General features: G+C 56.1%; 24 protein-coding genes. 14 read left to right on the top strand and 10 right to left on the bottom strand.

The annotated features are described in order from the left end of the window. Nucleotides 1-45 precede the first annotated feature (45 nt). Both ACR0NM_RS05975 and coaD read left to right on the top strand, forming a co-directional pair. The gene (locus ACR0NM_RS05975; RefSeq protein WP_170405529.1) at nt 46-483 is read left to right on the top strand and encodes a CBS domain-containing protein; all 438 of its coding nucleotides are present in this window, start codon (nt 46-48) and stop codon (nt 481-483) included. Between the two features lie 82 nt (nt 484-565). Continuing rightward, entirely contained in the window at nt 566-1057 is a 492-nt protein-coding gene (gene coaD, locus ACR0NM_RS05970) for a pantetheine-phosphate adenylyltransferase (protein ID WP_170393190.1), read from the top strand. Here coaD and gap (ACR0NM_RS05965) read toward each other — a convergent pair. The 3 genes from gap (ACR0NM_RS05965) to gap (ACR0NM_RS05955) form a co-directional block, all read right to left on the bottom strand. Then, on the bottom strand, nt 1049-2053 hold the full coding sequence (gap, locus tag ACR0NM_RS05965; RefSeq protein ID WP_170510534.1) for a type I glyceraldehyde-3-phosphate dehydrogenase: 1005 nt from the start codon (nt 2051-2053) through the stop codon (nt 1049-1051). The genes coaD and gap (ACR0NM_RS05965) overlap by 9 nt on opposite strands. Before the next feature lie 81 nt (nt 2054-2134). Continuing rightward, complete coding sequence (locus tag ACR0NM_RS05960; RefSeq protein WP_010439846.1) at nt 2135-2278, bottom strand: hypothetical protein; 144 nt, start codon at nt 2276-2278, stop codon at nt 2135-2137. 73 nt (nt 2279-2351) lie between these two features. Then, a complete protein-coding gene (gap, locus tag ACR0NM_RS05955; protein WP_170393188.1) occupies nt 2352-3353 on the bottom strand; it encodes a type I glyceraldehyde-3-phosphate dehydrogenase in 1002 nt (333 codons plus the stop codon). A gap of 182 nt (nt 3354-3535) precedes the next feature. Between gap (ACR0NM_RS05955) and ACR0NM_RS05950 the strand changes: the two genes are divergently transcribed. Together ACR0NM_RS05950 and ACR0NM_RS05945 are read left to right on the top strand one after the other, a co-directional pair. Beyond that, complete coding sequence (locus ACR0NM_RS05950; protein WP_170421414.1) at nt 3536-4507, top strand: DUF808 domain-containing protein; 972 nt, start codon at nt 3536-3538, stop codon at nt 4505-4507. Nucleotides 4508-4594: 87 nt separating this feature from the next. After that, nucleotides 4595-5395 (top strand): thioesterase family protein, encoded by an 801-nt coding sequence (locus tag ACR0NM_RS05945; protein WP_170421417.1) that lies wholly within the window; start codon nt 4595-4597, stop codon nt 5393-5395. 50 nt (nt 5396-5445) lie between these two features. On the opposite strand, the gene tkt is transcribed toward ACR0NM_RS05945, so the two are convergent. Further along, entirely contained in the window at nt 5446-7467 is a 2022-nt protein-coding gene (gene tkt, locus ACR0NM_RS05940; protein WP_480613615.1) for a transketolase, read from the bottom strand. Nucleotides 7468-7701: 234 nt separating this feature from the next. On the opposite strand from tkt, the gene ACR0NM_RS05935 reads away from it, so the two are divergent. From ACR0NM_RS05935 to ACR0NM_RS05925, 3 genes are read left to right on the top strand one after another with little or no spacing between them, the layout of a single operon-like run. Further along, on the top strand, nt 7702-8535 hold the full coding sequence (locus ACR0NM_RS05935) for a hypothetical protein (protein ID WP_480613613.1): 834 nt from the start codon (nt 7702-7704) through the stop codon (nt 8533-8535). Continuing rightward, complete coding sequence (locus ACR0NM_RS05930; protein ID WP_170393183.1) at nt 8535-8927, top strand: cell division protein ZapA; 393 nt, start codon at nt 8535-8537, stop codon at nt 8925-8927. The genes ACR0NM_RS05935 and ACR0NM_RS05930 overlap by 1 nt, the downstream gene beginning before the upstream one ends. Further along, nucleotides 8927-9277: an MliC family protein gene (locus tag ACR0NM_RS05925; protein ID WP_170405544.1), complete on the top strand. Its 351-nt coding sequence runs from the start codon at nt 8927-8929 to the stop codon at nt 9275-9277. Before ACR0NM_RS05930 ends, ACR0NM_RS05925 begins: the two co-directional genes overlap by 1 nt. 1 nt (nt 9278) lies before the next feature. Here the strand turns inward: ACR0NM_RS05925 and grxD are convergent, their stop codons facing one another. From grxD to ACR0NM_RS05895, 6 genes are all read right to left on the bottom strand, one after another. After that, nucleotides 9279-9641: a Grx4 family monothiol glutaredoxin gene (grxD, locus tag ACR0NM_RS05920; protein ID WP_170393181.1), complete on the bottom strand. Its 363-nt coding sequence runs from the start codon at nt 9639-9641 to the stop codon at nt 9279-9281. Next, entirely contained in the window at nt 9628-9918 is a 291-nt protein-coding gene (locus ACR0NM_RS05915) for a hypothetical protein (protein WP_170393180.1), read from the bottom strand. The genes grxD and ACR0NM_RS05915 overlap by 14 nt, the downstream gene beginning before the upstream one ends. Nucleotides 9919-9961: 43 nt before the next feature. After that, entirely contained in the window at nt 9962-10198 is a 237-nt protein-coding gene (locus ACR0NM_RS05910) for a BolA/IbaG family iron-sulfur metabolism protein (protein ID WP_170393179.1), read from the bottom strand. Between the two features lie 138 nt (nt 10199-10336). Then, nucleotides 10337-12496: a phosphoribosylformylglycinamidine synthase subunit PurL gene (gene purL / locus ACR0NM_RS05905; RefSeq protein WP_170393178.1), complete on the bottom strand. Its 2160-nt coding sequence runs from the start codon at nt 12494-12496 to the stop codon at nt 10337-10339. Nucleotides 12497-12685: 189 nt separating this feature from the next. Beyond that, nucleotides 12686-14932, bottom strand: coding sequence for a mechanosensitive ion channel family protein (locus tag ACR0NM_RS05900; protein WP_480613611.1), 2247 nt, complete (start codon nt 14930-14932; stop codon nt 12686-12688). Nucleotides 14933-15201: 269 nt separating this feature from the next. Continuing rightward, nucleotides 15202-16110 (bottom strand): LysR family transcriptional regulator, encoded by a 909-nt coding sequence (locus ACR0NM_RS05895; RefSeq protein WP_170393176.1) that lies wholly within the window; start codon nt 16108-16110, stop codon nt 15202-15204. Nucleotides 16111-16279: 169 nt separating this feature from the next. On the opposite strand from ACR0NM_RS05895, the gene ACR0NM_RS05890 reads away from it, so the two are divergent. The 7 genes from ACR0NM_RS05890 to ACR0NM_RS05860 all read left to right on the top strand — a co-directional run bounded on the left by ACR0NM_RS05890 (nt 16280) and on the right by ACR0NM_RS05860 (nt 24381). Next, nucleotides 16280-19699, top strand: coding sequence for an indolepyruvate ferredoxin oxidoreductase family protein (locus ACR0NM_RS05890; protein ID WP_480613609.1), 3420 nt, complete (start codon nt 16280-16282; stop codon nt 19697-19699). Between the two features lie 78 nt (nt 19700-19777). After that, nucleotides 19778-20656: a lysophospholipid acyltransferase family protein gene (locus tag ACR0NM_RS05885; protein WP_170393174.1), complete on the top strand. Its 879-nt coding sequence runs from the start codon at nt 19778-19780 to the stop codon at nt 20654-20656. A gap of 8 nt (nt 20657-20664) precedes the next feature. Further along, on the top strand, nt 20665-21474 hold the full coding sequence (gene murI, locus ACR0NM_RS05880) for a glutamate racemase (RefSeq protein ID WP_170405556.1): 810 nt from the start codon (nt 20665-20667) through the stop codon (nt 21472-21474). Between the two features lie 94 nt (nt 21475-21568). Further along, nucleotides 21569-22597 (top strand): N-acetyl-gamma-glutamyl-phosphate reductase, encoded by a 1029-nt coding sequence (gene argC / locus ACR0NM_RS05875; RefSeq protein ID WP_480613607.1) that lies wholly within the window; start codon nt 21569-21571, stop codon nt 22595-22597. Between the two features lie 7 nt (nt 22598-22604). Next, nucleotides 22605-23051 (top strand): cytochrome c maturation protein CcmE, encoded by a 447-nt coding sequence (ccmE, locus tag ACR0NM_RS05870; RefSeq protein WP_170405562.1) that lies wholly within the window; start codon nt 22605-22607, stop codon nt 23049-23051. A 149-nt stretch (nt 23052-23200) separates the two neighbouring features. Continuing rightward, nucleotides 23201-23812, top strand: coding sequence for a holin-associated N-acetylmuramidase (locus tag ACR0NM_RS05865; RefSeq protein WP_170610499.1), 612 nt, complete (start codon nt 23201-23203; stop codon nt 23810-23812). After that, entirely contained in the window at nt 23803-24381 is a 579-nt protein-coding gene (locus ACR0NM_RS05860) for a holin family protein (RefSeq protein WP_170421443.1), read from the top strand. Before ACR0NM_RS05865 ends, ACR0NM_RS05860 begins: the two co-directional genes overlap by 10 nt. Nucleotides 24382-24446: the final 65 nt, after the last annotated feature.

The following is a 24446-nucleotide window of genomic DNA, read 5'->3' as shown; positions in this document are numbered from 1 at the left end:
GGCAACGCTTTGGAAAACAGTACGTAATTCCGGAGGTTTTCGCTTATGCTTGTACAGGCCATTCTCAAATCCAAGGCCAGCGGCGGTGTGGAGACGGTCGAGCCAACGGCATCCGTTTCTCAGGCTGCCGAGATTCTTGCGGAAAAGCGGATTGGTACTGTGGTCATTTCCGAGGATGGGGGGCAGACGGCAGCGGGCATTTTATCCGAACGAGACATTGTTCGCGAGTTGGCTGCCAGCGGCAGCGGATGCTTGGATAAACCCGTTAGCAACTATATGACCAAGCAACTTGTGACCGCCAGCCAGCAGGATACTGTTGAGTCTATCCTGTCCCAGATGACCGAAGGACGATTTCGCCACATGCCTGTATTGGAAGATGGCAAACTGGTCGGCATCGTTACGCTGGGTGATGCGGTCAAGGCGCAACTTGCTGAACTTGCTATGGAAAAAGACGCGCTTGAGGGCATGATCATGGGGCATTGAACGCGGGGGCTGTTTCAGCCTCTTGCACCTGCGGCAAAGTTATGTTTGCTTGCGCAGAAATATTGTTGCGCTGGAGAGCCCAATGCGGGTTGGATTATATCCCGGTACTTTCGACCCTATCACCATGGGTCATATAGACATTATTCGCCGCGCGGCTGCGCTGGTGGATAAGCTCGTCATTGGTGTTGCTATCAACCGGGACAAGGGCCCGCTGTTTTCTTTGGAAGAGCGTGTCGCGATGATCGAGGCCGAATGCGCCCATCTAACCGAGCAGACTGGCACCGAGATTGTCGCGCATCCGTTTGAAAACCTGCTGATCGATTGCGCCCGCGATGTAGGCGCTCAGATCATCGTGCGCGGACTGCGTGCGGTTGCGGATTTCGAGTATGAATTCCAGATGGTTGGGATGAATCGCGCGTTGGACGACTCGATTGAGACCGTGTTCTTGATGGCGGAGGCACGGCATCAAGCCATTGCGTCGAAACTGGTCAAAGAAATCGCCAGATTGAACGGGGACGTGTCAAAATTCGTCACGCCCCGCGTCAATTCCGCCTTGAAAGAGCGGTTAGGATAGCGCGCCCATCGCGGCGGCTGTGTCCAGCATCCGGTTCGAGAAGCCCCATTCGTTGTCGTACCATGCAAGCACACGAACCAATGTGCCGTCAGTTACTTTGGTTTCAGCCAGTGAAACCGTCGAGCTATGCGAGTCGTGGTTGAAATCGATCGAGATCAAGGGGCGATTCTCGGCCGCCAGCACGCCGGGGATTTTGGCGGCGGCTTCTACAAAGAGGGCATTGACCTCTTCTTCGGACGTCGGTCGCGAAACCTCAGCAACCAGATCAACGACTGAGACATTGGGCGTTGGGACACGAATGGCTTGCCCGGTCAACTTACCAGCAAGCTGCGGCAGAACCAGACCAACAGCCGATGCCGCGCCAGTTGTCGTCGGAATCATCGACAGTGCTGCTGCGCGCGACAGGTAGGGGTCTTTACCCGCAGTGTCGTGAACCGGTTGGCTGGCCGTGTATGCATGAACTGTGGTCATGTTGCCGTGTTTGATTCCCAGTCCTGCGTCCAAAGCCGCCGCGACCGGTGACAGGCAGTTGGTGGTGCACGAGGCATTGGAAACAACGATATCGTCGGCAGTTAGCTCATGATCGTTTACGCCGAACACGACTGTCTTCACGCCGCCGTCGCCACGGGCAGGGGCCGAGATCAATACTTTCTTTGATCCGTTTTTCAGGTGCCGCTCAGCTGCTTCACGGGTCCGGAAAACACCGGTGCATTCCAGAACCACATCCACATCAGACCAGTCCAGTGCTTCGGGATCACGCTCGCTGGTCAGCCGGATGGGCCCAGCACCCACATCCAGACCTGCATCAGTCAGAGTTACGGGTTTGGAATAGCGTCCATGCACACTGTCGAACTCGAACAGATGTGCGTTCATTTCGGGCTTTGCCAGATCGTTGATTGCGATGATTTCAACATCAGTACGTCCGGATTCCATGACGGCCCGAAGAACGCCGCGCCCGATCCGTCCAAATCCATTGATTGCCAGCTTGAGTGTCATAATGCGCTCCGTCAGAACATGGTCCATAGATGGTTAGCGCTAACAAAGCCAGATTGGCGCGAAAGTCAAGAAAAACCTCTGTCAGCGCCAGAAGGCGAGCCAATCCAGGAAATCGTAGAGCTTCTTGCCCAGGAACAGCAGGTGTTCGGTGCCGAATAGTGCCACGTCCAGCATCAGACCGCCCAGAATTAGGATTCCAAGCCAGATGGCGATTTGATTTGTCATTTCTGCGCCCTGAACGTAAATGCCCGCTCAGATAACCTGAGCGGGCATAAAGGTACAAGCGATGTGCGAAGGGTCAGTTAAGGCGGCCCATCGCCACGGCGACATCCGCCATACGCACCGAGAATCCCCATTCGTTGTCATACCATGCCAATACGCGCACCATTCGGTTGTCGACAACTCGGGTCTGATCCGGCGCAAAGATCGAGCTTTCTTCGGTGTGGTTGAAATCGGTCGAAACCAGCGGCGCGGGCTCATACCCTAGAACGCGCTGCATCGGGCCTTTCGCTGCCTCTTCGACGATGGCGTTGACCTCTTCGACAGTGACGTCGCGCGAGGCGCGGAATGATAGATCAACGGCCGAGACGTTTGGAGTGGGCACGCGGATCGCCGAGCCGTCCAGACGCCCTTTGAGATTCGGCAGAACCTCACCCAGCGCGGCTGCAGCCCCGGTCGAAGTCGGGATCATCGACATGGCGGCAGCGCGGGCGCGATACAGATCGCTGTGGCGACGGTCCAGCGTCGGTTGGTCGCCGGTATAGGCGTGAATCGTGGTCATGATGCCATGCTCGATGCCGATACCTTCGTCCAGAACCTTGGCAAGCGGAGCAAGGCAGTTGGTGGTGCAAGAACCGTTCGACACCATATTGTCGTTTGCGGTCAGGCTGTTGTGGTTCACACCAAATACGATGGTCTTGTCGACATTTTTGCCGGGAGCCGATAGCAGAACCTTACCAGCGCCGCGCTCAAGATGGGTTTTGGCTTTCAGGCCGTCGTTGAATTTACCGGTGCATTCCAGAACGACATCGCAGCCTTCCCAGTCCAGCTCGTTCATATCGTAGGTCGAGAACATCTCCATCGGGCCGCGACCCAGATCCATGGTGTTGCCTTCGACCGAGACGTCGCGTGGGAAACGTCCATGGATGCTGTCGTATTTCAACAGATGCGCCGAGGTTTCCAGCGGGCCGGTGGCGTTGACCTTGATCACTTCGATGTCGTTGCGCGCCGATGCGGCGATGTGCGACAGAGTACAGCGGCCGATGCGGCCAAAACCATTGATACCGACCTTGATGGTCATCCGACGTCTCCAAAAATGCGCTTGCGTTGCAGGCCATATAGCCGCGAATATTGAATCTCAAAAGGGCAAAAATGGCATATTTTTAAGGTGTTAGCGCAAACCTGCGCCGATTGCGCTAACGCTTGCGCTAGCCGTTGGATCAGGTAGGGTCCGATCGAACAGATGAATGGAAAGGAAGCGCGATGAGTGGTCTGTTGGCCCTGTTGGACGACGTGGCGGGCATTGCAAAGGTCGCGGCGGCTTCGGTGGACGATGTGGTGGCCGCTGCCGGCAAGGCTGGGGCCAAGACTGCGGGTGTGATCATTGACGATGCGGCCGTGACGCCCAAATACGTTCAGGGTTTTGCCCCAGCGCGGGAACTGCCGATCATCTGGCGCATCGCGCGCGGATCGATCTTCAACAAGATCATTCTGTTGTTGCCAGTGGCATTGCTACTAGCCAATTTTGCGCCTTGGTTGATCACACCGCTGCTTATGCTCGGTGGTTCATATCTGTGTTTTGAAGGGGCCGAAAAGATTTTTCATGTCTTGTTCCCACACGGAAGCCACGCGATCGAAGAGGATATGAAAAATCCTGATCCTGGCCATCTGGAAGAAAAGAAGGTGAAGGGTGCGATCAAGACTGACTTTATCCTGTCTGCCGAAATCATGACCATCGCTTTGGCGGCCATTGAAGCGCCGAATGTGTGGATGCAAGCCGCGACGCTGGCCGTTGTGGGCGTTGGGGTCACCGTCGCCGTTTATGGCTCGGTCGCTCTGATCGTGAAAATGGATGATGTCGGGTTGTTCCTGGCGCAAAACGCTCCGACGCCGATAGGGCGTGGAACGGGAAGGGGCCTCGTCAAAGCGATGCCCGTTGTTATGAAAGTTCTGTCTATCGTTGGTACTGCTGCGATGCTGTGGGTCGGCGGGTCGATCATGATCCACGGTATGGAGGTCCTGGGCTTTGGCTGGCTGGGCCATCACATTTACGACTGGGCAAATGCTGCGAGTCATGCTGTGTCTGAACAATGGGCAGGCGCGGTAAAGTGGATCGCGAAGGCGACAATGGATGGTGTATTCGGTCTGGTCTATGGGCTGGCGCTGATACCGGTGGCAACCAAGCTGCTGTCCCCCGCGATCAGCGCGATTTCGGGATCTGCGAACAAACACTGAAATCAGGATCATGTGACGTGAGGTTTCATCTGGCACAACGGTAAGAGCGGGGTAAGTTCCAATCGAAGCATATCCGGTGTGAGATCGATGACTAAACTCAGCCTTTCCCAAGTCCTTGCCAGTTCAGATCGGTTGAACGGGATGCTGCAGTTTCCGGTGCCGCCAAACTGGATGCAAGGCCGTACAACATATGGCGGCTTCTCGTCTGCCTTGCTGCTGGCTGCTGCGAGAAATGCGATCGATGTTCTGCCGCCATTACGCTCGGCCCTGATCAATTTTACCGCGCCCATCGGTTCACCTCCGCTGATCGAAACCGAGGTGCTTCGCAATGGGCGGAATGTCACAACGATCAATACACGAGCAAGGATTGAGGGGAATACAGCCGCACTTGGGACATTTACGTTTGGCAAGGCACAGGACAGCCATGTGGCGTTCGAACATCCGGCTAAGGCAGAGATACAGCCAGAGATCACAGAACACTATTTCCCGCCAGATTTGCCAAAACTTCCCATCGCATTTCTTGAGAACTTCGACGTTCGGTTGATCGACGGGGCGCGGCCATTTGCTGGTGCAGAGCGTGGCTATGTGAAGGTTTGGGCGCGCCATAATGATGCCGACATGCGCGATAGGATCGAAGGGTTGATCGCAATTGCGGACCTATTGCCACCGGCCATATTCCCGACATTGAAGAAGCCGGGAAACAACTCGTCAATGAACTGGATTTTCAACGTGCTGTCCGAGGATATTCATACTCGCGATGGATGGTGGTTGATGGAACATCAATTGACAGCTGGACATGACGGCTACAGCTCTCAGGTCATGCGGATGTGGAACACCGATGGTGATCTAATTGTCGATGGTATGCAGTCAGTAATAATTTTCGTCTAACAAAAAAGGCCCCGGTTTTAACCGAGGCCTTCTGACTTATTTGGGTAGGTTCAACCCAGCAGTTCTTTGACCTTGGCGATTGTTGCCTCGGTCGTGATGCCGAAGTGCTTGTAGAGCTCTCCGGCGGGTGCCGACGCACCAAAGCTGGACATGCCGATGAACCCGGCTTTGGCCTCGCGACCACGCTCGCCCAGAAGCCAACGGTCCCAGCCTCCGGCGCGAACCGCAGCCTCGATACCGACGCGGACGGCTCCCGCAGGTAGTACGCGCTTGCGGTAGGCTTCGTCTTGTTCGGCAAACAGCTCCATACAGGGCATGGAAACGACCCGAGTGCCGATGCCTTCGGCCTCAAGTATTGCTTTAGCTTCCATCGCCAGCGAAACCTCGGAACCTGTGGCAATCAGAATCGCCTGACGCTTGTTTTCTGCGTCAGCCAATACATAAGCGCCTTGCGCGGTCAGGTTTTTGGCTTTGTGCTGGGTCCGAACAGTTGGCACGCCTTGACGGGTCAGCGACAGGACTGAGGGGCTATCCTTGAAGGTCAGCGCCAATTCCCAGGCTTCGGCGGTCTCAATCGTATCGGCTGGGCGGAACACATAAGTGTTCGGCGTCGCGCGTGAGATCGCCAGATGTTCCACCGGTTGGTGCGTCGGACCGTCTTCGCCCAGACCAATCGAGTCGTGGGTCATCACAAACACCGTCGGGATCTTCATAAGTGCAGCCAAACGCATCGAGGGCCGCGCATAGTCGGTGAAGGCCATGAACGTACCGCCATACGGGCGAATGCCACCATGCAGCGCCATACCGTTCATAGCAGCGGCCATACCGTGTTCACGAATGCCGTAATGGATATACCGACCCTTGCGGTTTTCCGGAAGGAACACGCCCATATCAGCCGATTTGGTGTTGTTCGATCCAGTCAGGTCAGCCGAGCCGCCAATGGTTTCGGGCATGATCGGGTTAACGACATTCAACACCTTCTCTGAAGAGGCGCGTGTGGCCAGCTTTGGCTGGTCTTCCGACATCTGTTTCTTGAACGACCGGATGGCGCCGGCCAGCTTCTTTGGCGCCTCAAACGCATAGGCGCGGTTGAATTCGGCTTGTTTACGTTCGGAGACTTGCGCAAAACGCTCCTCCCACGCTGCGCGCTCGGCTTTGCCACGTGCACCAATGGCCTCCCAAGCGGCTTTGACCTCAGCAGGGATGACGAACGCATCATGCGGCCAGTCATATGCTTCTTTGGCGGCGTTCAACTGATCCTGATCGGTCAGAGCGCCATGGCCTTTTGAAGTGTCCTGCGCCGCGTGACCCAGTGCAATGTGGCTTTCACAAGCAATCATCGTCGGTTTGTTCGACTTCTTCGCCTGCACGATGGCCGCATCGATGGCCTTGGGGTCGTGGCCGTCAATCTCAAGCACATGCCAGCCCGAGGCCGCAAAACGGCGCACCTGATCGGTGCGGTCGGCGATGTCGACTGTGCCGTCGATGGTGATGTTGTTGTTATCCCAGAAGACGATCAGTTTGCTTAGCTCGTGGCGACCGGCCAAAGTGATCGCCTCTTGGCTGACGCCTTCCATCAGGCAGCCGTCGCCCGCAATCACGTAGGTATAGTGATCAACGATCTTCTTGCCATAATGCGCACGCTGAATTTCCTCGGCCATCGCAAAGCCAACGGCATTCGAAATGCCCTGACCCAAAGGTCCGGTAGTGGTTTCGACACCATCGATCAGGAAGTTCTCGGGGTGCCCGGCAGTTTTGGCGCCCAATTGACGGAAGTTCTTGATCTCTTCCAGCGTAACATCGCCATGACCGGTGAGATACAGCAGCGAATAGACCAGCATCGAACCGTGACCCGCCGATAGGATGAACCGATCGCGGTCCGGCCAGTTCGGGGCAGTGGCGTCGAATTTGAGGTGCTTTTCGAACAATACGGTCGCAACATCGGCCATGCCCATCGGCATACCGGAATGGCCGGAATTGGCGGCGGCGACAGCGTCGAGGGTCAGGGTGCGGATGGCCGCAGCCTTGTCCCAGTGTTCGGGGTTGGCATTGCGCAGCGCAGTCAGGTCCACGGGCGTAGTTCCTTTGGTTTACGGGCAGATGGGCGCTGAATACCATCCGATTGTCAAAGTGCAAGCAGAACCGCGTGGCACACCGAATTGGCGCTTCAAGAGCGGTGTGCAAGTGGTTGAAACCAAACAGTGGGTATTTTCTGTCGCATTCCGTTAGACTAGGGCTGAGCGCCGCCGCTTTTGATTCGGGTAGGCGAATATCAGAACGAACCTTGATAAAGAGGTGACACAGGCATGAGTCAGATCGAAGAACTACAACGCCGTATTATCACCGCGATGGAGCGGATCGGTAATGGTGTCGAGGCCTTGCACGATGCTGGATCCGCAGCCGGTGATGACACGTCGCTGCGAACGGCGCTTGAAGAAGAGCGGGTGGCCAATGCCCAGCTTGAGGAACGGCTGAAAACGATCAAAGAGAGACACGCGCAAGAGATTGACGCGCTGCGTGCGCAACCGGCACCGAGTTCGGAAGTGGATGCGCTGCGTGCGCAATTGGCCGAGGCGACCTCTCAGCTCGCCACGGTTGAGGCTGCGCGGGCCGAATTGGCGGATGCCAAGGCTGCGCTTGAAAACACGGACGAAGTCGAGGGCTTGAAGGCTGAGATTGAGACTCTGCGATCACATCAGGGCGCCGCAGAAGAGGCCAATACGTTGCGCGCGCAGGTCGAGAAACTGACCCCAATCGCGGATCGCGCGGAAGAGATGGAGGCCGAATTGGCGCGTCTGCGGGCTGAACTGGTCGATAGCGAGCTGTTAACCGAACTCAATGCCGAGCTTGAGATGCTGCGCGCGGAACGGGCTAGCCATGGGGCCGCGATGTCCCGGTTGGATGATGATTTGCAACGGCTTCGCAATGCAAACGATCAGCTCCGGAGCGCTGTCGATGAATTACGCGCCGCCGCAGAGGACGGTGTCACGGATGCTGACATGCTGAACCGGGCCACGACAGCCGAATTAGAAGCCATACGTGCCGCGCGCGCGTCGGACGCAGCCGAAGCGCATGCGGTCCTGGCTCGACTTGAGCCATTGCTAAGTCATGCCAATCTGGCCGAGGGAGAGGTGGAATAATGCCCGAAGTAACCATTCATATCGGTGGCCGCGGCTTTGATGTCTCGTGCCAGGACGGTGAAGAACCGTTTCTGCAAGCGGCAGCCAGACTGCTGGATGATGAGGCTCAGGTTTTGTCGGACCAGATCGGACGTATGCCGGAATCGCGGATGCTGCTGATGGCGGGACTCATGTTGGCAGACAAGGCAGCCGCGCATGAAGATCGCATGAAACTGGCCGAGGCCAAGCTGGTTGAATTGGAGACTGAATTGAAGCGGCTCCGCAGCCAACCGCAGCCGGAACCTGAACGGATCGAGGTCGCGGTAGTGCCGCCATCTGTCACGGATACGCTGGCTGAAATGGCGGCGCGCGCCGAAGCCCTGGCGGCAGTCATTGAAGAAAGGACGGCCTAATGCCGATCGCCCGAATGGCCTTTTGCGCGGCCGTCGTCTCGCTGACTGGCACGATGGCAAAGGCCGATATCGACATTCTGTCCGTGACGTTTACCTGTGAAAACAACACGCAAGTGCCGGTGTCCTACTTTAACGCCTCAAATGGCGATGGGGCGGCTGCGATGATGATCGATGATCAGTTGATCCCCATGAAACAGGTTCCAAGCGGCTCGGGCATCCGGTATGAATCCGTCGGAGGGGCAGGGACATACACCCTGCGCTCCAAGGGGTGGGATGCCACGATCAGCCATCAGGCCGAAGGCGACACAGCCCCGGAACTCGTATTGTTCAAGGACTGTAGCAGCCGATAGCTTACGCGTTTGCTTCGCGGATTTTGTCCGCAGCGTCTTTGTTGTAGCCCACACTGTTTTCATCGAACAGTGTGTCTAGCTCACCCGAAAGCGTCATTTCAGTGATAATGTCGCAACCGCCGACAAACTCGCCTTTGACATAAAGCTGAGGCACGGTTGGCCAGTCGGAGTAGTCCTTGATGCCCTGGCGCACAGCTTCGTCAGCCAGAACGTTCACATCGGTGTATTCGACACCCATGTAATTCAGAACACCGGCCACCCGGGATGAGAACCCGCACTGCGGCATCTCTTTGGTGCCTTTCATGTAAAGCACCACATCGTTGGCTTTGACGGTTTCGTCGATCTGGGTCTTAACGTCGCTCATCTTGCTTTTCCTTTTCATCCGCTTGCGCGGCGGTCGTTCGGTTATCGGGCAGTTCAGGTGCCCATCCTTCTTCTTCAAGCCGCCGGTGTTCTGCTTGTGCAAGCGTCACCGGATCAAGCCCGTATCGTTCAATTCCCCCAACCTTGCTAAGCGTATCGGGGTCAGGGCGCATATCCGACAGTTTTCGTTTTCTGTTGCGTTTGACATAGGCTTCGATGAGGGCGGCGACAACTATCAATGCACCAAGAAGAGATATCCAAAAGGGCCAGCCACTCATCTTTTCAAAGCCACTTAGGCGCTTTTTTGAAAGTAGTTCTGTGTCATTCAGGTACCTTCGTCGTCAACGCCAGCGCGTGCAATTCCCCATCAGATCCATCCATCTTGCCTTTCAGCGCAGCGTAAACCGCACGCTGTTGCTGAACGCGGTTTTTGCCGCGAAAGCTTTCGTCCACGACCATGGCGGACATGTGCACGCCATCGCTGCCACCAACCTGAATTTCCGCATTGGGAAAGCTTTCGCGCAGCAGGGTTTCAATCTCGTGGGCGCTCATCGGCATGTAGGTTCACTCCTGTAGGTCTTTCCCAAGATGTAGAGTGATGGGAGCGGGCGTGCAAGATGTCGAGCATTTTTCAGATACGCGAATCCCGCGCCTATGGAAGACGCGGGAATTCTGGAATTCGGAAGAGACGATTTATCAGGCGACCGCGGCGGCAAAGCTCTGACGGAAGGTCTCGGTCAGTTCTGCCAAAGGAGCTTCGGAATTGCCGATCTTCACGCTGTCACCGGTAAATCGACCAACCGAGACCAGCGGGACACCGGCCTGACCGGCAGCGATCATCAGCGCCTCGGCTTGATCGAAGTTGCACGCCACAAGATAACGGGCCTGGTCTTCGCCGAATAGGAACTCGGATGATGCATCATCCAGGCAAACGCCGACGCCTGCAGCTTCAGCAAGTTCAAACGCAGCCAGTGCAAGGCCGCCATCGCTAAGATCAGTACATGCTTTGATCATCTCGCGATTGGCACGGATGAATTCCCCGTTGCGCGCCTCTGCAGCCAGATCAACATGCGGCGCGTCTCCGTCCTCGCGGTTGAATACCTCGGCCAGCAGGGCGGACTGACCCATATGGCCGTTGGTTTCGCCGATGACCAGCGCAACATGGCCATCCCGAACTTCGTTTCCGATTATCTCGTCGCTATGAGCAAGAAGACCAACCGCGCCGATGGTGGGGGTTGGCAGGATCGCCTGGCCGTCAGTCTCGTTATAAAGCGAGACGTTGCCCGACACGATGGGCATATCCAGCGCACCAACGGCGGCACCGATACCTTGGATCGCGCCGACGAACTGACCCATGATCTCGGGCTTTTCGGGGTTCCCGAAGTTCAGGTTGTCTGTGGTGGCAAGTGGTTTGGCCCCCACGGCGGTCAGGTTGCGATAGGCCTCGGCCACCGCTTGTTTGCCGCCTTCCACCGGGTTTGCACGGACATAGCGTGGGGTTACGTCGCTGGTAAAGGCTAGCACCTTGTCGGTGCCATGTACGCGGACCATGCCAGCGCCCAGACCCGGCGTGCGAGTTGAATCCGCCATGACCATGGTGTCGTATTGCTCATAGACCCATTGTTTGCCTGCGTAATTGGGTGAAGAGAGCAGGGCGCGCAGACCGTCGATCGGATCGATCTGTGGTACGTCTTCCAGTGGCGCGGACTCAGGGGTCGGTTCCCACGGGCGGTCGTATTCAGGCGCGGTCGAGGACAGTTTAGACAGGACCAGATCGGCTTTGATCTCACCATTGTGCATGATCAGGAAACGGTCTTCGGCAATGGTTTCGCCTACGATGGCAAAATCGAGGTCCCATTTTTCGAACACGGCGCGGGCCTCGGCCTCAAGCTCAGGTTTGAGGACCATCAGCATCCGTTCCTGAGATTCCGACAGCATCATTTCATAGGCTGTCATGTTCTCTTCGCGCTGCGGGACATTCTCGAGGTCCAAACGCACGCCCAGACCACCTTTGTCGCCCATCTCTACAGCCGAGCAGGTCAAGCCCGCTGCGCCCATGTCCTGGATCGAGATCACGGCACCGGTCTGCATCAGTTCCAGCGTTGCTTCCATCAGGCGCTTTTCGGTGAAGGGGTCGCCGACCTGAACGGTGGGGCGTTTTTCTTCGATGGTGTCATCGAATTCGGCCGATGCCATGGTTGCTCCGCCCACACCGTCACGACCGGTTTTTGCGCCCAGATAGACGACGGGCATCCCAACGCCCGAAGCGGCCGAGTAGAAAATCTTGTCACTGTCAGCCAGACCAGCGGCAAACGCGTTCACAAGGCAGTTGCCGTTATAGGCCGGGTGGAACCGAACTTCGCCACCCACGCAAGGCACACCGAAGCAGTTGCCGTAGCCGCCAATACCCTCGACCACTCCGTTCACCAATTGGCGCGTCTTATGGTGGCCTGGCTCGCCAAAGGACAGTGCGTTCATCGAGGCGATGGGCCGTGCGCCCATGGTAAAAACATCCCGCAGGATGCCGCCCACGCCGGTCGCCGCGCCCTGATAGGGTTCGATATACGAGGGGTGGTTGTGGCTTTCCATCTTGAACACCACGGCTTGACCGTCGCCGATATCGACGACACCCGCATTCTCGCCTGGGCCGCAGATAACCTGAGGGCCAGAGGTTGGAAGGGTGCGCAACCATTTCTTGGATGACTTATAAGAACAATGCTCGTTCCACATCGCCGAAAAGATGCCAAGCTCGGTAAAGGTCGGCTCACGCCCGATGATCTCAAGGATCATGTCGTATTCCTCGGGCTTGAGCCCATGTGCGGCAATCAGATCGGGTGTGATGGCGGGCTCTTGCATCTTCTGTCCTGTGTCCAAGTGGGCCGAGATTGCGGGCCTTTTAGGGCAATGGGCCGCTTGAGGAAAGAGCCAAACCCGCACAGGGGTCATCGGGCAATAAAAAACGGAACCGGCCATAAGACCGGTTCCGATTTTAGAGGCGTGCTGATTTGGTTCAGCCAGCGGCTGAAACGTGTCGAAGCCTAAGTGTCAGGCGGGGTTTTGCCCTTTGTTGACCGCATCTGCGGCGGCTGCGCCGGCGGCAGCTTTTTGTTCTTCAGTTATGTTCTCAGCCTCATCCAACCCCGGGATGGCGACGCGCACCTCGCGGCGGGCGAAGTCGATACCATTTGCGTTGAATTCGGCCTTCACGCGGTTAAAGATTTCCTTACGCAGTGTGAATTGCTTACCGGGCTTGGCCATGAACTTGCCTCGGATGATCATACCGACATCGTCGAAGTCGAACACACCCTGAGATTTGAAGGGCTGCAGGAAGCCATCTTTGTGAACCTCGTCCTGCATCATCTCGGCACCGATCTTCTTGAAGATCTTCTTGACCTTGTTGGGGTCGGTGTCGAACGGCACAGTAAATTTCAACTTCATGATCACCCAGTCACGGCTGAAGTTGGTGAGCTTTTGAATCTCGCCATAAGGTATAGTGTGTACCGGACCACGATGGTGGCGAAGCTGCATTGAGCGGATCGAAATTTTCTCGACCGTTCCCATGGTCCCGCCGACATCGACATATTCGCCGACGCGGAAGGCGTCATCGATCAGGAAGAAGATGCCGCCAACGATATCGGCCACCAGTTTCTGCGCACCAAAGCCGATGGCCAGACCCAAAACACCAGCACCAGCCAGCAGCGGCGTGATGTTGATGCCCAGAGCGCTCAGGGCCAGTAGGCCGAAGATCACCGAGATGGTGACTTGTGCGGTAATCCGCAACAAGGGCAGGACGGTCGCCAGACGCGAACCACCCGCGCCGCCACCTTCTCCGCCGGCTTCTTCATCCAGCTCCTCGGCCGCTGTCTGTTCCTTGGCCAGACGACGGTTAATCCACAGAGAGACGATCTCGTTCAGGATGTAGCCGACAGCGATGATCAGCAGGAACTCGATGATTGCGCCGCCAACTTCGGCACCGATACCTGCGGACGCAACATGGCGCAGATCAAGCTGCCAAACACGGGAAATCATGAAGACGACGAAGAGGCCAGCAATCACCCGACCGATGCGAATATAACTGCGCTTGGCCGATCGATAGGCGCGTTCTGCTAATGGCCCTTCGCCCGACATTGGCGGCTGCAGGTGACGCACCAAACCACGTATCAATGTATCAAGTGCAGGTGCAATCAACAGCCAGAACATGGTTGTGAAATGCGCTCCACCGGACAGCACGCGGATCAGCGCCGGGTTGCGTTGTGCCACCAGGAATTCGACCAGCAGCCAAATCACAACCGAAACGCCGATTGCAAAATACGGGTAATACCGCGCGACTTCTTCGTCGAACTGGGTGTGGTCTGGGTCGGTACCCAGCATCATCTGTGACAAACCTTCGCGCGCAGTCCAGGCGATTACGCCAATATAGACGTGGATTGCAGCGTTCAGCCAGAAACCGATGCGCGTCTGATCGCCGGTTACCCCGTTGAGCGCGTTGAACCTTAGTACGAACAAGGTAAAGCCGATAAGGATCAGCAGACCGATCAGGTTGCGATGCAGGTATTTTGCCCAGTGGTCGTCAATGTTTACCAATCGGAATTGTGGCTTTTGCGGCGCAAGAACAAAGCGCGAGACTGCTGCCCCCAGACGCGGCACCCAGATTAGGTAGAATACAAATGGGGCTGCATAGATGATCTGCTCGGGGCTCAGCAATCCTCGGCCAATCGCCCGAATGATGACGTAGAATACGATAAGCCCTGCAATTTCGCGGCAAAATCGGCGGAACAGGTAGTTCACAGCGCCTCTGAGATCAGCGTCACCCGAGGGCTCGGTTGCCTCATGCCAGCGGCGGGTCAGGAAAATGAATAGCTTCTCAGCAATGAAGCCGACTATCAGGACCGAGAGCACCAGCCCCATTAGCGTCAGAACACCAGCGCCCCCCAATTTGTCAGAGAAATTGCTAAATGCAGTGATTTGCGCACTGATGATATTGGGAACTGTGGTCAGAACATGTGTCCAGGATGCAACCATTTCTGCCCAGATCTCATTGAGCTCGGTCAGCGGGTCTTCCTGACCTTCCTTTTCCGCCGCTTGCTTTTCGGCAACAGCGTCAAGGCGTTCCAGAAGGATTGCCCGTACCTGGTCGTCAGACATGCGCGCAACCAGATCATCAACCTGTTCTGGCGTCAGATCTTCGGGAATTTCAACTGTAGCGGTTGTGCTTGTGTCTTGTGCATGAAGTGGCACGGCCAGGAACAAGACTGAAATCATCGCCAACAATAGGCGGAATGAGTGGAACATGAATTAGCCCTCGAACACGAAATTTAGGTGTTTTTTCGGGATCATAGGCCTACGAATTGGATTTTCCCAGTGCTTTCCACTGAATTGCATCAGCCTCGCGCAAAAAAAAGGCCGAGCACTAAGCTCGGCCGTAGTCCAACAGGGAGGTATGAAGATGATGAGCGTTTCAGCATCACCGCCTTCATGTGCTCATTTAGGGATCAGTTTATTAACGATCAAGGTCTATTAGCAGACCCCGGCGTCATGCCCGCTATGCTCTGAGTGCATGGCTACAGCTTGCCCAATTGCCTCAGCTGTTTGCGATGGGCGATTATCTCATCCTGCACAAAGTCCCGAAATGCCGCTATCCGTTTGGAATGACGCAATTCTTCGGGGTAGGCGAGGTAAACCGGGACATCAGCACTTTCGATGTCTGACATGACGGGGACCAGATCCGGGAAGTCCTCAGTCACATAATCAGGAAGTACTCCGATACCCAGATCATGCAGCACGCCCTGAAGAACGCCGAAATAGTTGTTCACGGTCAGCAACGAGCCGGGATTGTATGTCATAAGGTGACGAACCATCGACGCGCTTGCCCCAACCTGAGGGGCTGCGGGCGTTTGGCAGATCAATCGGTGCTTGGAAATGTCTTCCAGCGTTTCAGGCGCCCCACCATGAGCATCCAAATAGCTGCGCGTTGCATAGAGCAGCATCTGCACAGTCATCAGCCGTTTGCGCACGAGATCGGCCTGGCTGGGCTCTTTCATGCGGATGGCCACATCGGCTTCACGCATTGGCAGATCCAACACCCGCTCTTCAAGCATGAGGTCGATATTGAGGTCGGGATACTGTTCATAGAGCTTCGGTAGGCGCGGGGCGAGCCACAGCGTGCCGAACCCGAAGGTGGTGGTCACCCTCAGTACGCCAAATACCTCATCTTCACTATCCCGGATACGCGCTGCAGCGGCATCCAGACGTTTCAGCATAGCTGTCGTAGCATCGAACAACAATTCGCCTTGTTCTGTCAGAATCAGGCCGCGTGCATGGCGGTGGAACAAGGTTGCATCGAGTGATTCTTCAAGCGCGCGGATCTGACGGCTCACCGCGGATTGAGATAAATTGAGCTTGTCTCCCGCGTGTGTGAGGCTGCCAGCGTCTGCAACCGCGTGAAATATTCTGAGCTTGTCCCAATCCATCGCCGCAACTTTCGTTATCCTCGCGCAGCCCTATATGAAACAGGTAACAAATTCCACAATGAAACCCGGAAATCGTTACGGAATAGAGTAAAATCACTATACAGGTCAGTATTTATGACCTAATATGCACGAGAATAAAGCACACTAATCCGACGAGGGGAGACGTCAGATGAGTCAGCCGAAAATTTCACTCAACGACCGGTTCGACCTGTCCAAAAGCCCGGTTCTTCTGAACGGCACGCAGGCACTGGTGCGTTTGATGCTGATGCAAAAAGTACGAGACACTGCGGCGGGATTGAACACAGCAGGTCTGGTCACAGGCTATCGGGGGTCTCCGCTTGGGGCTGTAGACCTTCAGATGTCTCGTGCAGAAAAACAACTTGCCGAAAAGGATGTCACCTTTCAATTCGGATTGAACGAAGATCTGGCCGCAACCGCATTATGGGGCAGCCAACAGGCGGGGCTGCGTGGCGACGGAAAATTCGATGGTGTTTTTGGGCTCTGGTATGGCAAGGGGCCGGGCGTAGATCGATCCGGTGATGTGATGCGCCATGCCAATATGGCGGGCACGGCGCAATATGGCGGTGTATTGATGGCCATGGGCGATGATCACACGGGTGAAAGCTCGACCGTTTTACATCAGTCGGAATGGTCACTGGTGGACATGTATATGCCCGTGGTCAGCCCGGCAGGTGTGCAAGAAATTCTGGACTATGGCATCTATGGATTTGCGCTCAGCCGCTTCGCCGGGGTCTGGGTCGGGCTGAAAACGATGAAAGATACGATCGAAGTGACTTCCGTCGTAGATGGCCGCCCTGACCGGATGCAGCTGGTCACCCCTCAGTTCGATATGCCAGAGGGTGGGCTGAATATTCGGCTAGGTGATACACCGCATCTGCAGGAAGCGCGCGTAATCGACCACAAGCGCTTTGCGGCAGAGGTCTTTTCGCACGCCAACAAGCTAGACAAGAGGGTCTGGGGAAAACCGGGTGCCAAGATTGGGTTTGTGGCGGCGGGTAAGAACTGGCTTGATCTGACTCATGCCATGTCGCTGCTGAACATCAACGCGGATGAGGCCGAACGGCTAGGCATTACCACCTATAAGATCGGGCAGACTTTCCCCTTGGATATGAAGGGCTTCCACGATTGGGCTGAGGGGCTGGACCTGATCGTGATCGTCGAGGAAAAGCGCAAGCTGATCGAAGTTCAGGTCAAAGAGGCTATCTTTGACGACCGTCGTGGGCGTCGCGTTTATGGCTGGTACAAAGGCGGCGCGGGGACGCTGCACCGCGAAGAACTGTTCCCGACCCGAGGGGCGCTTGACCCGATCATGATTGCCGAGAAGCTGGGTGAGATCCTAATCGAAGAGGGGCGCGATACAGATGGCGTTCGTGCCGGACTGGAGGCGCTGTCCGAAGCGCGCCGGGCTGACAATGCGCAGGAAATCGCGGCGCGTTTACCATACTTCTGTTCAGGATGTCCGCATAACAGTTCAACCAAGCTGCCTGATGGCAGCCGAGCCTATGCCGGGATTGGCTGTCACTACATGGTGCAGTGGATGGATCGCGAAACCACCGGTTTCACCCAGATGGGCGGCGAAGGGGCAAACTGGATTGGCGAGGCTCCGTTTTCGACCACACAACATGTTTTCCAAAACCTCGGCGATGGCACCTATAACCATTCCGGCGTGCAGGCGATCCGGGCGGCACTGGCTGCGGGCACAAATATCACCTTTAAGATCCTCTATAACGACGCCGTTGCGATGACCGGAGGTCAGGAGAACGAAGGTGGGCTAAGTGCCGAACGCATCGTCGCCGAGGTCCGCGCGATGGGAGTCAGCAACGTTGCTGTCGTTTACGACGAAAAAGAAGATGTGAATTTTGGTGCGTTGCCTTCGGGCGTTGAGACGTTCGAGCGTTCAAAACTGATGCAGGTTCAGGAAAAATTCCGCGAAATCGAGGGTGTATCGGTCATTGTTTATGTTCAGACCTGCGCAGCTGAAAAGCGCAGGAGACGCAAGCGCGGCACGTTCCCCGACCCGGATAAGCGAGTGTTCATAAATACTGATATCTGTGAGGGTTGCGGAGATTGCGGCGTTCAGTCGAACTGTGTTTCCATCGTACCGAAAGAGACCGAACTTGGCCGCAAGCGTGCGATTGATCAGTCAAGCTGCAACAAGGATTTTTCCTGCTTGAACGGGTTCTGCCCGTCTTTTGTAACCGTTGAAGGGGCGAAAATCCGCAAAGAGGCGACGACCGACCTCGACTTGCCCGATCTACCGGACCCCGTTTTGCCACAGATCAATGGCACTCATAACGTTGTAATTACCGGAGTTGGCGGCACAGGCGTTGTCACAATCGGGGCGGTTCTGGCGCAAGCCGCACAAATCGACGGCAAGGGTGCCGGTATGATGGAAATGGCCGGCCTCGCACAGAAGGGTGGCGCCGTACATATCCATTGCCGTCTGGCCAACCGGCCCGAAGATATCAGCGCGATCCGTGTTGCCACTGGCGAGGCGCATGCGCTGATAGGCGGTGATCTGGTGGTTTCGGCCGGGGCCAAGACGCTTGGCCTCACGCAAACCGGCCAGACCGGCGCTGTTGTGAACAGTCATGAGATTATCACCGGTGACTTCACGCGCGATACAGAATTCACAATCCCCAGCGATCAATTGCAGCTTGCGCTGCAGGCGCGGTTGAAAGACGGGGTGGCCCTTTTCGATGCCACCGATCTGGCGCGAGCCGTGATGGGCGACTCGATCTATTCCAATATGATGGTCTTTGGCGCAGCCTGGCAGCGTGGTCTGCTACCGATCAGTCACCAAGCGATAATAGGTGCTATTGAGTTGAATGGTGCGGCGGTCGAGCGCAACAAACGCGCCTTTGAAGTTGGTCGCTGGGCGGTGACCCACCCCGACGACGTGGCCAATATTTTGCGCCCCAACGTAGCAGAGTTGCCAAAGACCCTCGATCAAGTGATCGATTTCCGCGCTGCGCACCTGATCGACTATCAGAACAAGCGGTTGGCGAAACGTTATCGCAAGCTGGTCGACAGCGTCGAAGATCAACACGTTCGTGAGGCTATTGCCAAAGGCTACCATAAGCTTTTGTCATATAAGGATGAATATGAAGTCGCCCGATTGCTGCTCGACAGTCGCCAGAAGGCGGAGGCCGAGTTTGATGGTGACTTTAAGATGACCTTCCATCTTGCGCCGCCAACCCTGGGGACGAAGGGTGACAATGGACGCCCGGCCAAGAAAGCGTTCGGAGAGTGGTTTCTTGGTCCGTTAAAGGTTCTAGCCAAGCTGAAAGGTTTGCGCGGCACTCCGCTAGATATCTTTGGCTACACGACAGAGCGCAAAATGGAGCGTGCTCTGATCCGCCAGTATGAAAAGGACATGAAAGAGGTTTTGCCCAGCCTGACACCCGAAACCAGTGATGCGATCGCGGCCCTTGCGGCTCTGCCATTGGACATTCGCGGTTTCGGTCCGGTTTTGGTCGCGAATGAAGCCAAGGCTGCGAAACGTCGCGAGGAATTGTTGGCTGTTATTCGCGATGGCGGGCCTCAGATGAAAGCTGCGGCAGAGTGAGGCTTTACAAGCTTGTCATCAAACCTATGCAAAATGGCTACCCGGCCTTATCTAAGCGGCAGCAAACCGGAGTAGCCAATGCCCTCGCGCCATCACGTCGCTCGTGACATCTCTTACGCCCATTCCGCAGAAACGCGGAGCGGGCGTATAGTGATCAAGCTGATGGAAAACACGACCGGTCGTCTGCGTCTTATCCGCCGCGCTGACGGGTATGAGCAGGAGGTCGCACAGGGGCGTGATTTTTGGTCCGTAATGGTGGATCGATATGGGCTGACATTAGATGTGGTGGGTGGTGCGTTGTCGAACATCCCAAAAGATGGGCCATTGATCCTGATTGCGAACCATCCTTATGGCATTCTAGACGGGCTAATGATGGGACACATCCTGTCTCAGACTCGGACAGACTTTCGCATTCTCGCCAATCATGTTTTTCGCAAAGCTGAAGACCTGAACAGCATCGTGCTGCCAATTTCGTTTGATGCCACAAAAGATGCGATGAAGCTGAATCTTGCGACCCGCAAAACCGCTCTGAACTACCTAAGCGATGGTGGTGCAATCGGGATCTTCCCGGGTGGCACCGTCAGCACTGCGGCCAAGCCATTTTCTCATCCGATGGATCCAGGGTGGCGCGGATTTACAGCGCGGATGGTTGCCAAATCCAATGCGACCGTTGTGCCGGTTTTCTTCGATGGACACACCTCGCGTTTGTTCCAGATTGCCAGCCATCTACACAACACTCTGCGGATGGGGTTGCTGATCAAAGAGTTCAAGAAACGTGTCGATACCCCTGTCCGCGTGGTTGTAGGAGACCCCATTGGGCGCGACATTCTGGACCCGCTGGGCAAGGATACGCGCAAGATGATGGATTTCCTGCGCAAAGCCACGTATGAGCTGTCTCCAGAGCCATTGAAGTCTTATGACTATGGCTATGAATTCGAGGAACGGCATCGCGCCTGAAGGGGCAAATGGCAGTAGGTATCTTTGATTCCGGATTGGGTGGTTTGACCGTCCTGAACGCCGCGCAGAAACGTCTGCCCGACGTTGATTTCCTTTATTTCGCGGACAGCGCGCATGCGCCTTATGGTGTGCGCGATGCCGAGGATATCTTTAACCTGACACGAAACGCTGTGCAGGACCTTTGGGATCGAGGCTGCAATCTGGTGATTCTCGCCTGCAATACCGCAAGCGCCGCCGCCCTGCGTCGGATGCAAGAAGCGGGCGTGCCAGAAGGAAAGCGTGTACTGGGCGTATTTGTGCCTTTGATTGAGGCGCTGACTGAACGGCAATGGGGCGACAACTCTCCGCCGCGTGAGGTTCAGGTGCAGCATGTTGCGCTGTTTGCGACGCCCGCGACTGTGTCGAGCCGTGCGTTTCAGCGGGAGCTGGCGTTTCGGGCGATCGGGGTTGATGTCGAGGCGCAAGCCTGCGGCGGGGTGGTGGACGCCATCGAAGAGGGCGACATGATCTTGGCCGAGGCCTTGGTACGCAGCCATGTGGATGCTCTGAAGCGCAAGATGCCGGAACCGCAAGCAGCCATTCTGGGCTGTACGCATTACCCGCTGATGGCAGAGACGTTTCAGCAGGCGCTCGGACCGGATGTGAAAGTCTATAGCCAGGGTGATCTGGTTGCGGAAAGCCTTGCAGACTACTTGCAACGGCATCCGAATATGCTGGGTGAGGGCACTGATGGCTTCCTGACAACGGGTAAGCCGGGCGTTGTGACGGATCGCGCGACTCAGTTCCTCCGACGACAAATCACCTTTGAAGCCGCCTGACCTAGGTCAAGGACGGCGCTTTTCTGATTCCGTAATTCGTTGACCGTCACAGCGGCGGTCACCCCATGTGACACATGAATGAAAGAGGTCTGACATGACCCACAAAATCGCAATTCTTGGCGCTTCTGGTTACACCGGCGCGGAACTCGTGCGGCTGATCGCCGGGCATCCGAGTATGGAAATCAAATCTCTGGCCGCCGAGCGGAAGGCTGGACAGACAATGGCGCAGGTATTTCCGCATCTGCGCCATATGGATTTGCCGGCGCTTTGCAAGATTTCCGAGATCGACTTTAGCCAAATCGACCTGTGTTTCTGCGCTTTGCCGCACAAGACCAGTCAGGAAGTCATTCGCGAACTGCCCAACACCTTGAAAATTGTTGACCTGTCAGCAGATTTTCGACTTCGCGATGGCGACGAATACAAGAAGTGGTATGGGAATTCACATGCCGCGCTTGGGCATCAGGAAGAGGCGGTTTATGGTCTGACCGAGTTCTACCGTGACGAAATCCGCGGCGCTCGGCTGGTTGCCGGGACCGGATGCAATGCCGCGACGGGTCAGTATGTGCTGCGTCCGCTGATATCGGCGGGTGTGATTGATCTGGATGACATTATTCTGGACCTGAAATGCGCGGTCTCGGGCGCAGGTCGGGCGCTGAAAGAGAATCTATTGCACGCAGAACTCAGTGAAGGGGCGAACGCATATGCCGTTGGCGGGACGCACCGGCATCTGGGCGAGTTCGATCAGGAATTCACGGAACTGGCTGGACGGACGGTGCATGTGCAGTTCACACCGCACCTGATCCCAGCCAACCGGGGTATTCTGGCCACAACCTATGTAAAGGGTGACCCGCAGAGCGTGTATGAGACACTTCAATCGGCCTATGAAGCCGAGCCCTTCATTGAGATGCTGCCATTTGGCGAGACGCCCTCGACCCACCATGTGCGGGGGTCGAACTTCTGCCATATCGGTGTCGTTGGAGATCGGATCGAACGCCGTGCAATCGTGGTGGCAGCATTGGATAACCTGACAAAAGGTAGCAGTGGGCAAGCCTTGCAGAACGCCAACCTGATGTTAGGTGAGGATGAAACCCTGGGTCTGATGATGGCCCCCTTGTTCCCGTGAGGACGGTATGAAAACGCTTAAGAAACGTCGTCGTGTACAAGTCATTCTAGTGGCTGTTGCGGCCCTGATACTGGCGACGGGTCTGATCGGATATGCGATGCGTGATGGCATCAACTTTTTCCGCTCACCCAGTCAGGTGATTGCAGAACCGCCGAAACCGACCGAGGTGTTCCGTATAGGTGGATTGGTCGAAGAAGGTTCGATCATTCGCGGGCAGGGTGAGACTGTGCACTTCGTCGTGACCGACGGCGGTGAAAGCGTAAAGGTCGCTTTTACCGGTGTTCTGCCTGATTTGTTCTCGGAAAATCAGGGTATGGTGGGCACCGGAAGTTATGTGAACGGAGTCTTTGAAGCCACTGAAATCCTTGCGAAACATGATGAAACCTACATGCCCAAAGAGGTTGTGGACGCATTAAAAGAGCAAGGCGTTTATCAGGAATCAGGCGATAGCTGAATGCAGCATCGCTGAATGCCATCGGCGCTAAAAATTCTAAACAGAAGAAGCGGGGCGTTGCGTGCGAGAGGTAGGCAGCGCCCTTTGTTTTGCAGTGGTGTTAACGAAATTGTCCGACCGTTTACCAAAGTTTGGCAGAGGGGGCGGCAATGCGGACAGTGCGGCAGATTGCAAAAGGGATCGTGGCGCGGGAAGGTGGTTTTGTGGATGACCCCGATGATCCCGGCGGTGCCACGAAATACGGGGTGACGATCCATACCATGCGCCGATTGGGTCTCGATCTGGACCGAGATGGTTCGGTGACGCAACAAGACGTGCGCATGCTTAGCAAAGCGCAGGCCGTCGATATTTTTCTGGAACACTATTTTGAGAAACCACGCCTTCAGGTGCTGCCGGAAGCCGTACAGGCATCCGTGTTCGACATGTACGTCAATGCAGGAGCTCAAGCGGTGAAAATCCTGCAGAACCTGCTGCGGCAGATGGAGTATGACATTACGGTTGACGGGGTCATCGGCCCTCAGACTGCGCAGGCGAGCCGGGAGGCGGCTAGTCCAAAGCCTCTGGTGTTTCGTGATGCCTATGGGGTCGCAAGACGAAACTATTACTTCCGTTTAGCAGACCGGCGGATGGCTCTTCGTAAATATGCCAGAACACGCGCGGGCGGCAAAGGCGGATGGATCAAGCGTGCGGAAGAGTTTTTATCGCCCAAGTATCATCTGAGCGAGGACGCGTTTCGGAAAAGGGTTTCGGGATGGGTTTGATCTCGGGTTTGTTGGCGCTCTTGTTTGGCGGAGGTCGCAATGTGGTTCGCGAAACTGCGGAAGTGTTTCGCGAAAATGTAGAAAGCGGTGCCGAGCGTTCTGTCGAACTGCGCAGTGCGGCCATGGCGCAATTCGGCACTGAATTCCAAGCCCCAAGCAAAACCAGATTTGATCGGTTCATGGACGGGCTGAATCGCCTTCCGCGACCGGCGCTGGCTTTGGGAACATTGGGTTTGTTTCTGGCCGCCATGATCGATCCGCTGTGGTTCGCAGCACGTATGCAGGGAATTGCGCTGGTGCCAGAGCCACTGTGGTGGCTGTTAGGGGTGATCGTGTCGTTTTACTTTGGCGCGCGGCATCAGATCAAAGCGCAGGATTTTCAAAGAGAAATCAGCGCGACAATGCTGAGGGCGCCTGAGGTGATCGCAAATCTTGAAACGATCCGCGGGTTGCGCGATGACAGTCCGGGTGTCGCCGATACTGGCTCGGACGCATCGTTGGCCGAAGCAGTCAACCAGCCGGATTCGAACCCTGCATTGGAGGACTGGAAGCGGCTACGAAAGACCTGAGGCGCGACATTATGTGCGGTGATCCGAGGCGAATGTGAATGGCACTTGCACCGGTGCCGCAGTAT

This window comes from Ruegeria sp. AF2 (genome assembly GCF_056542025.1).
Note: the sequence above shows the minus strand (reverse complement) of the source record. Positions and strands in the feature narration are given on the sequence as shown.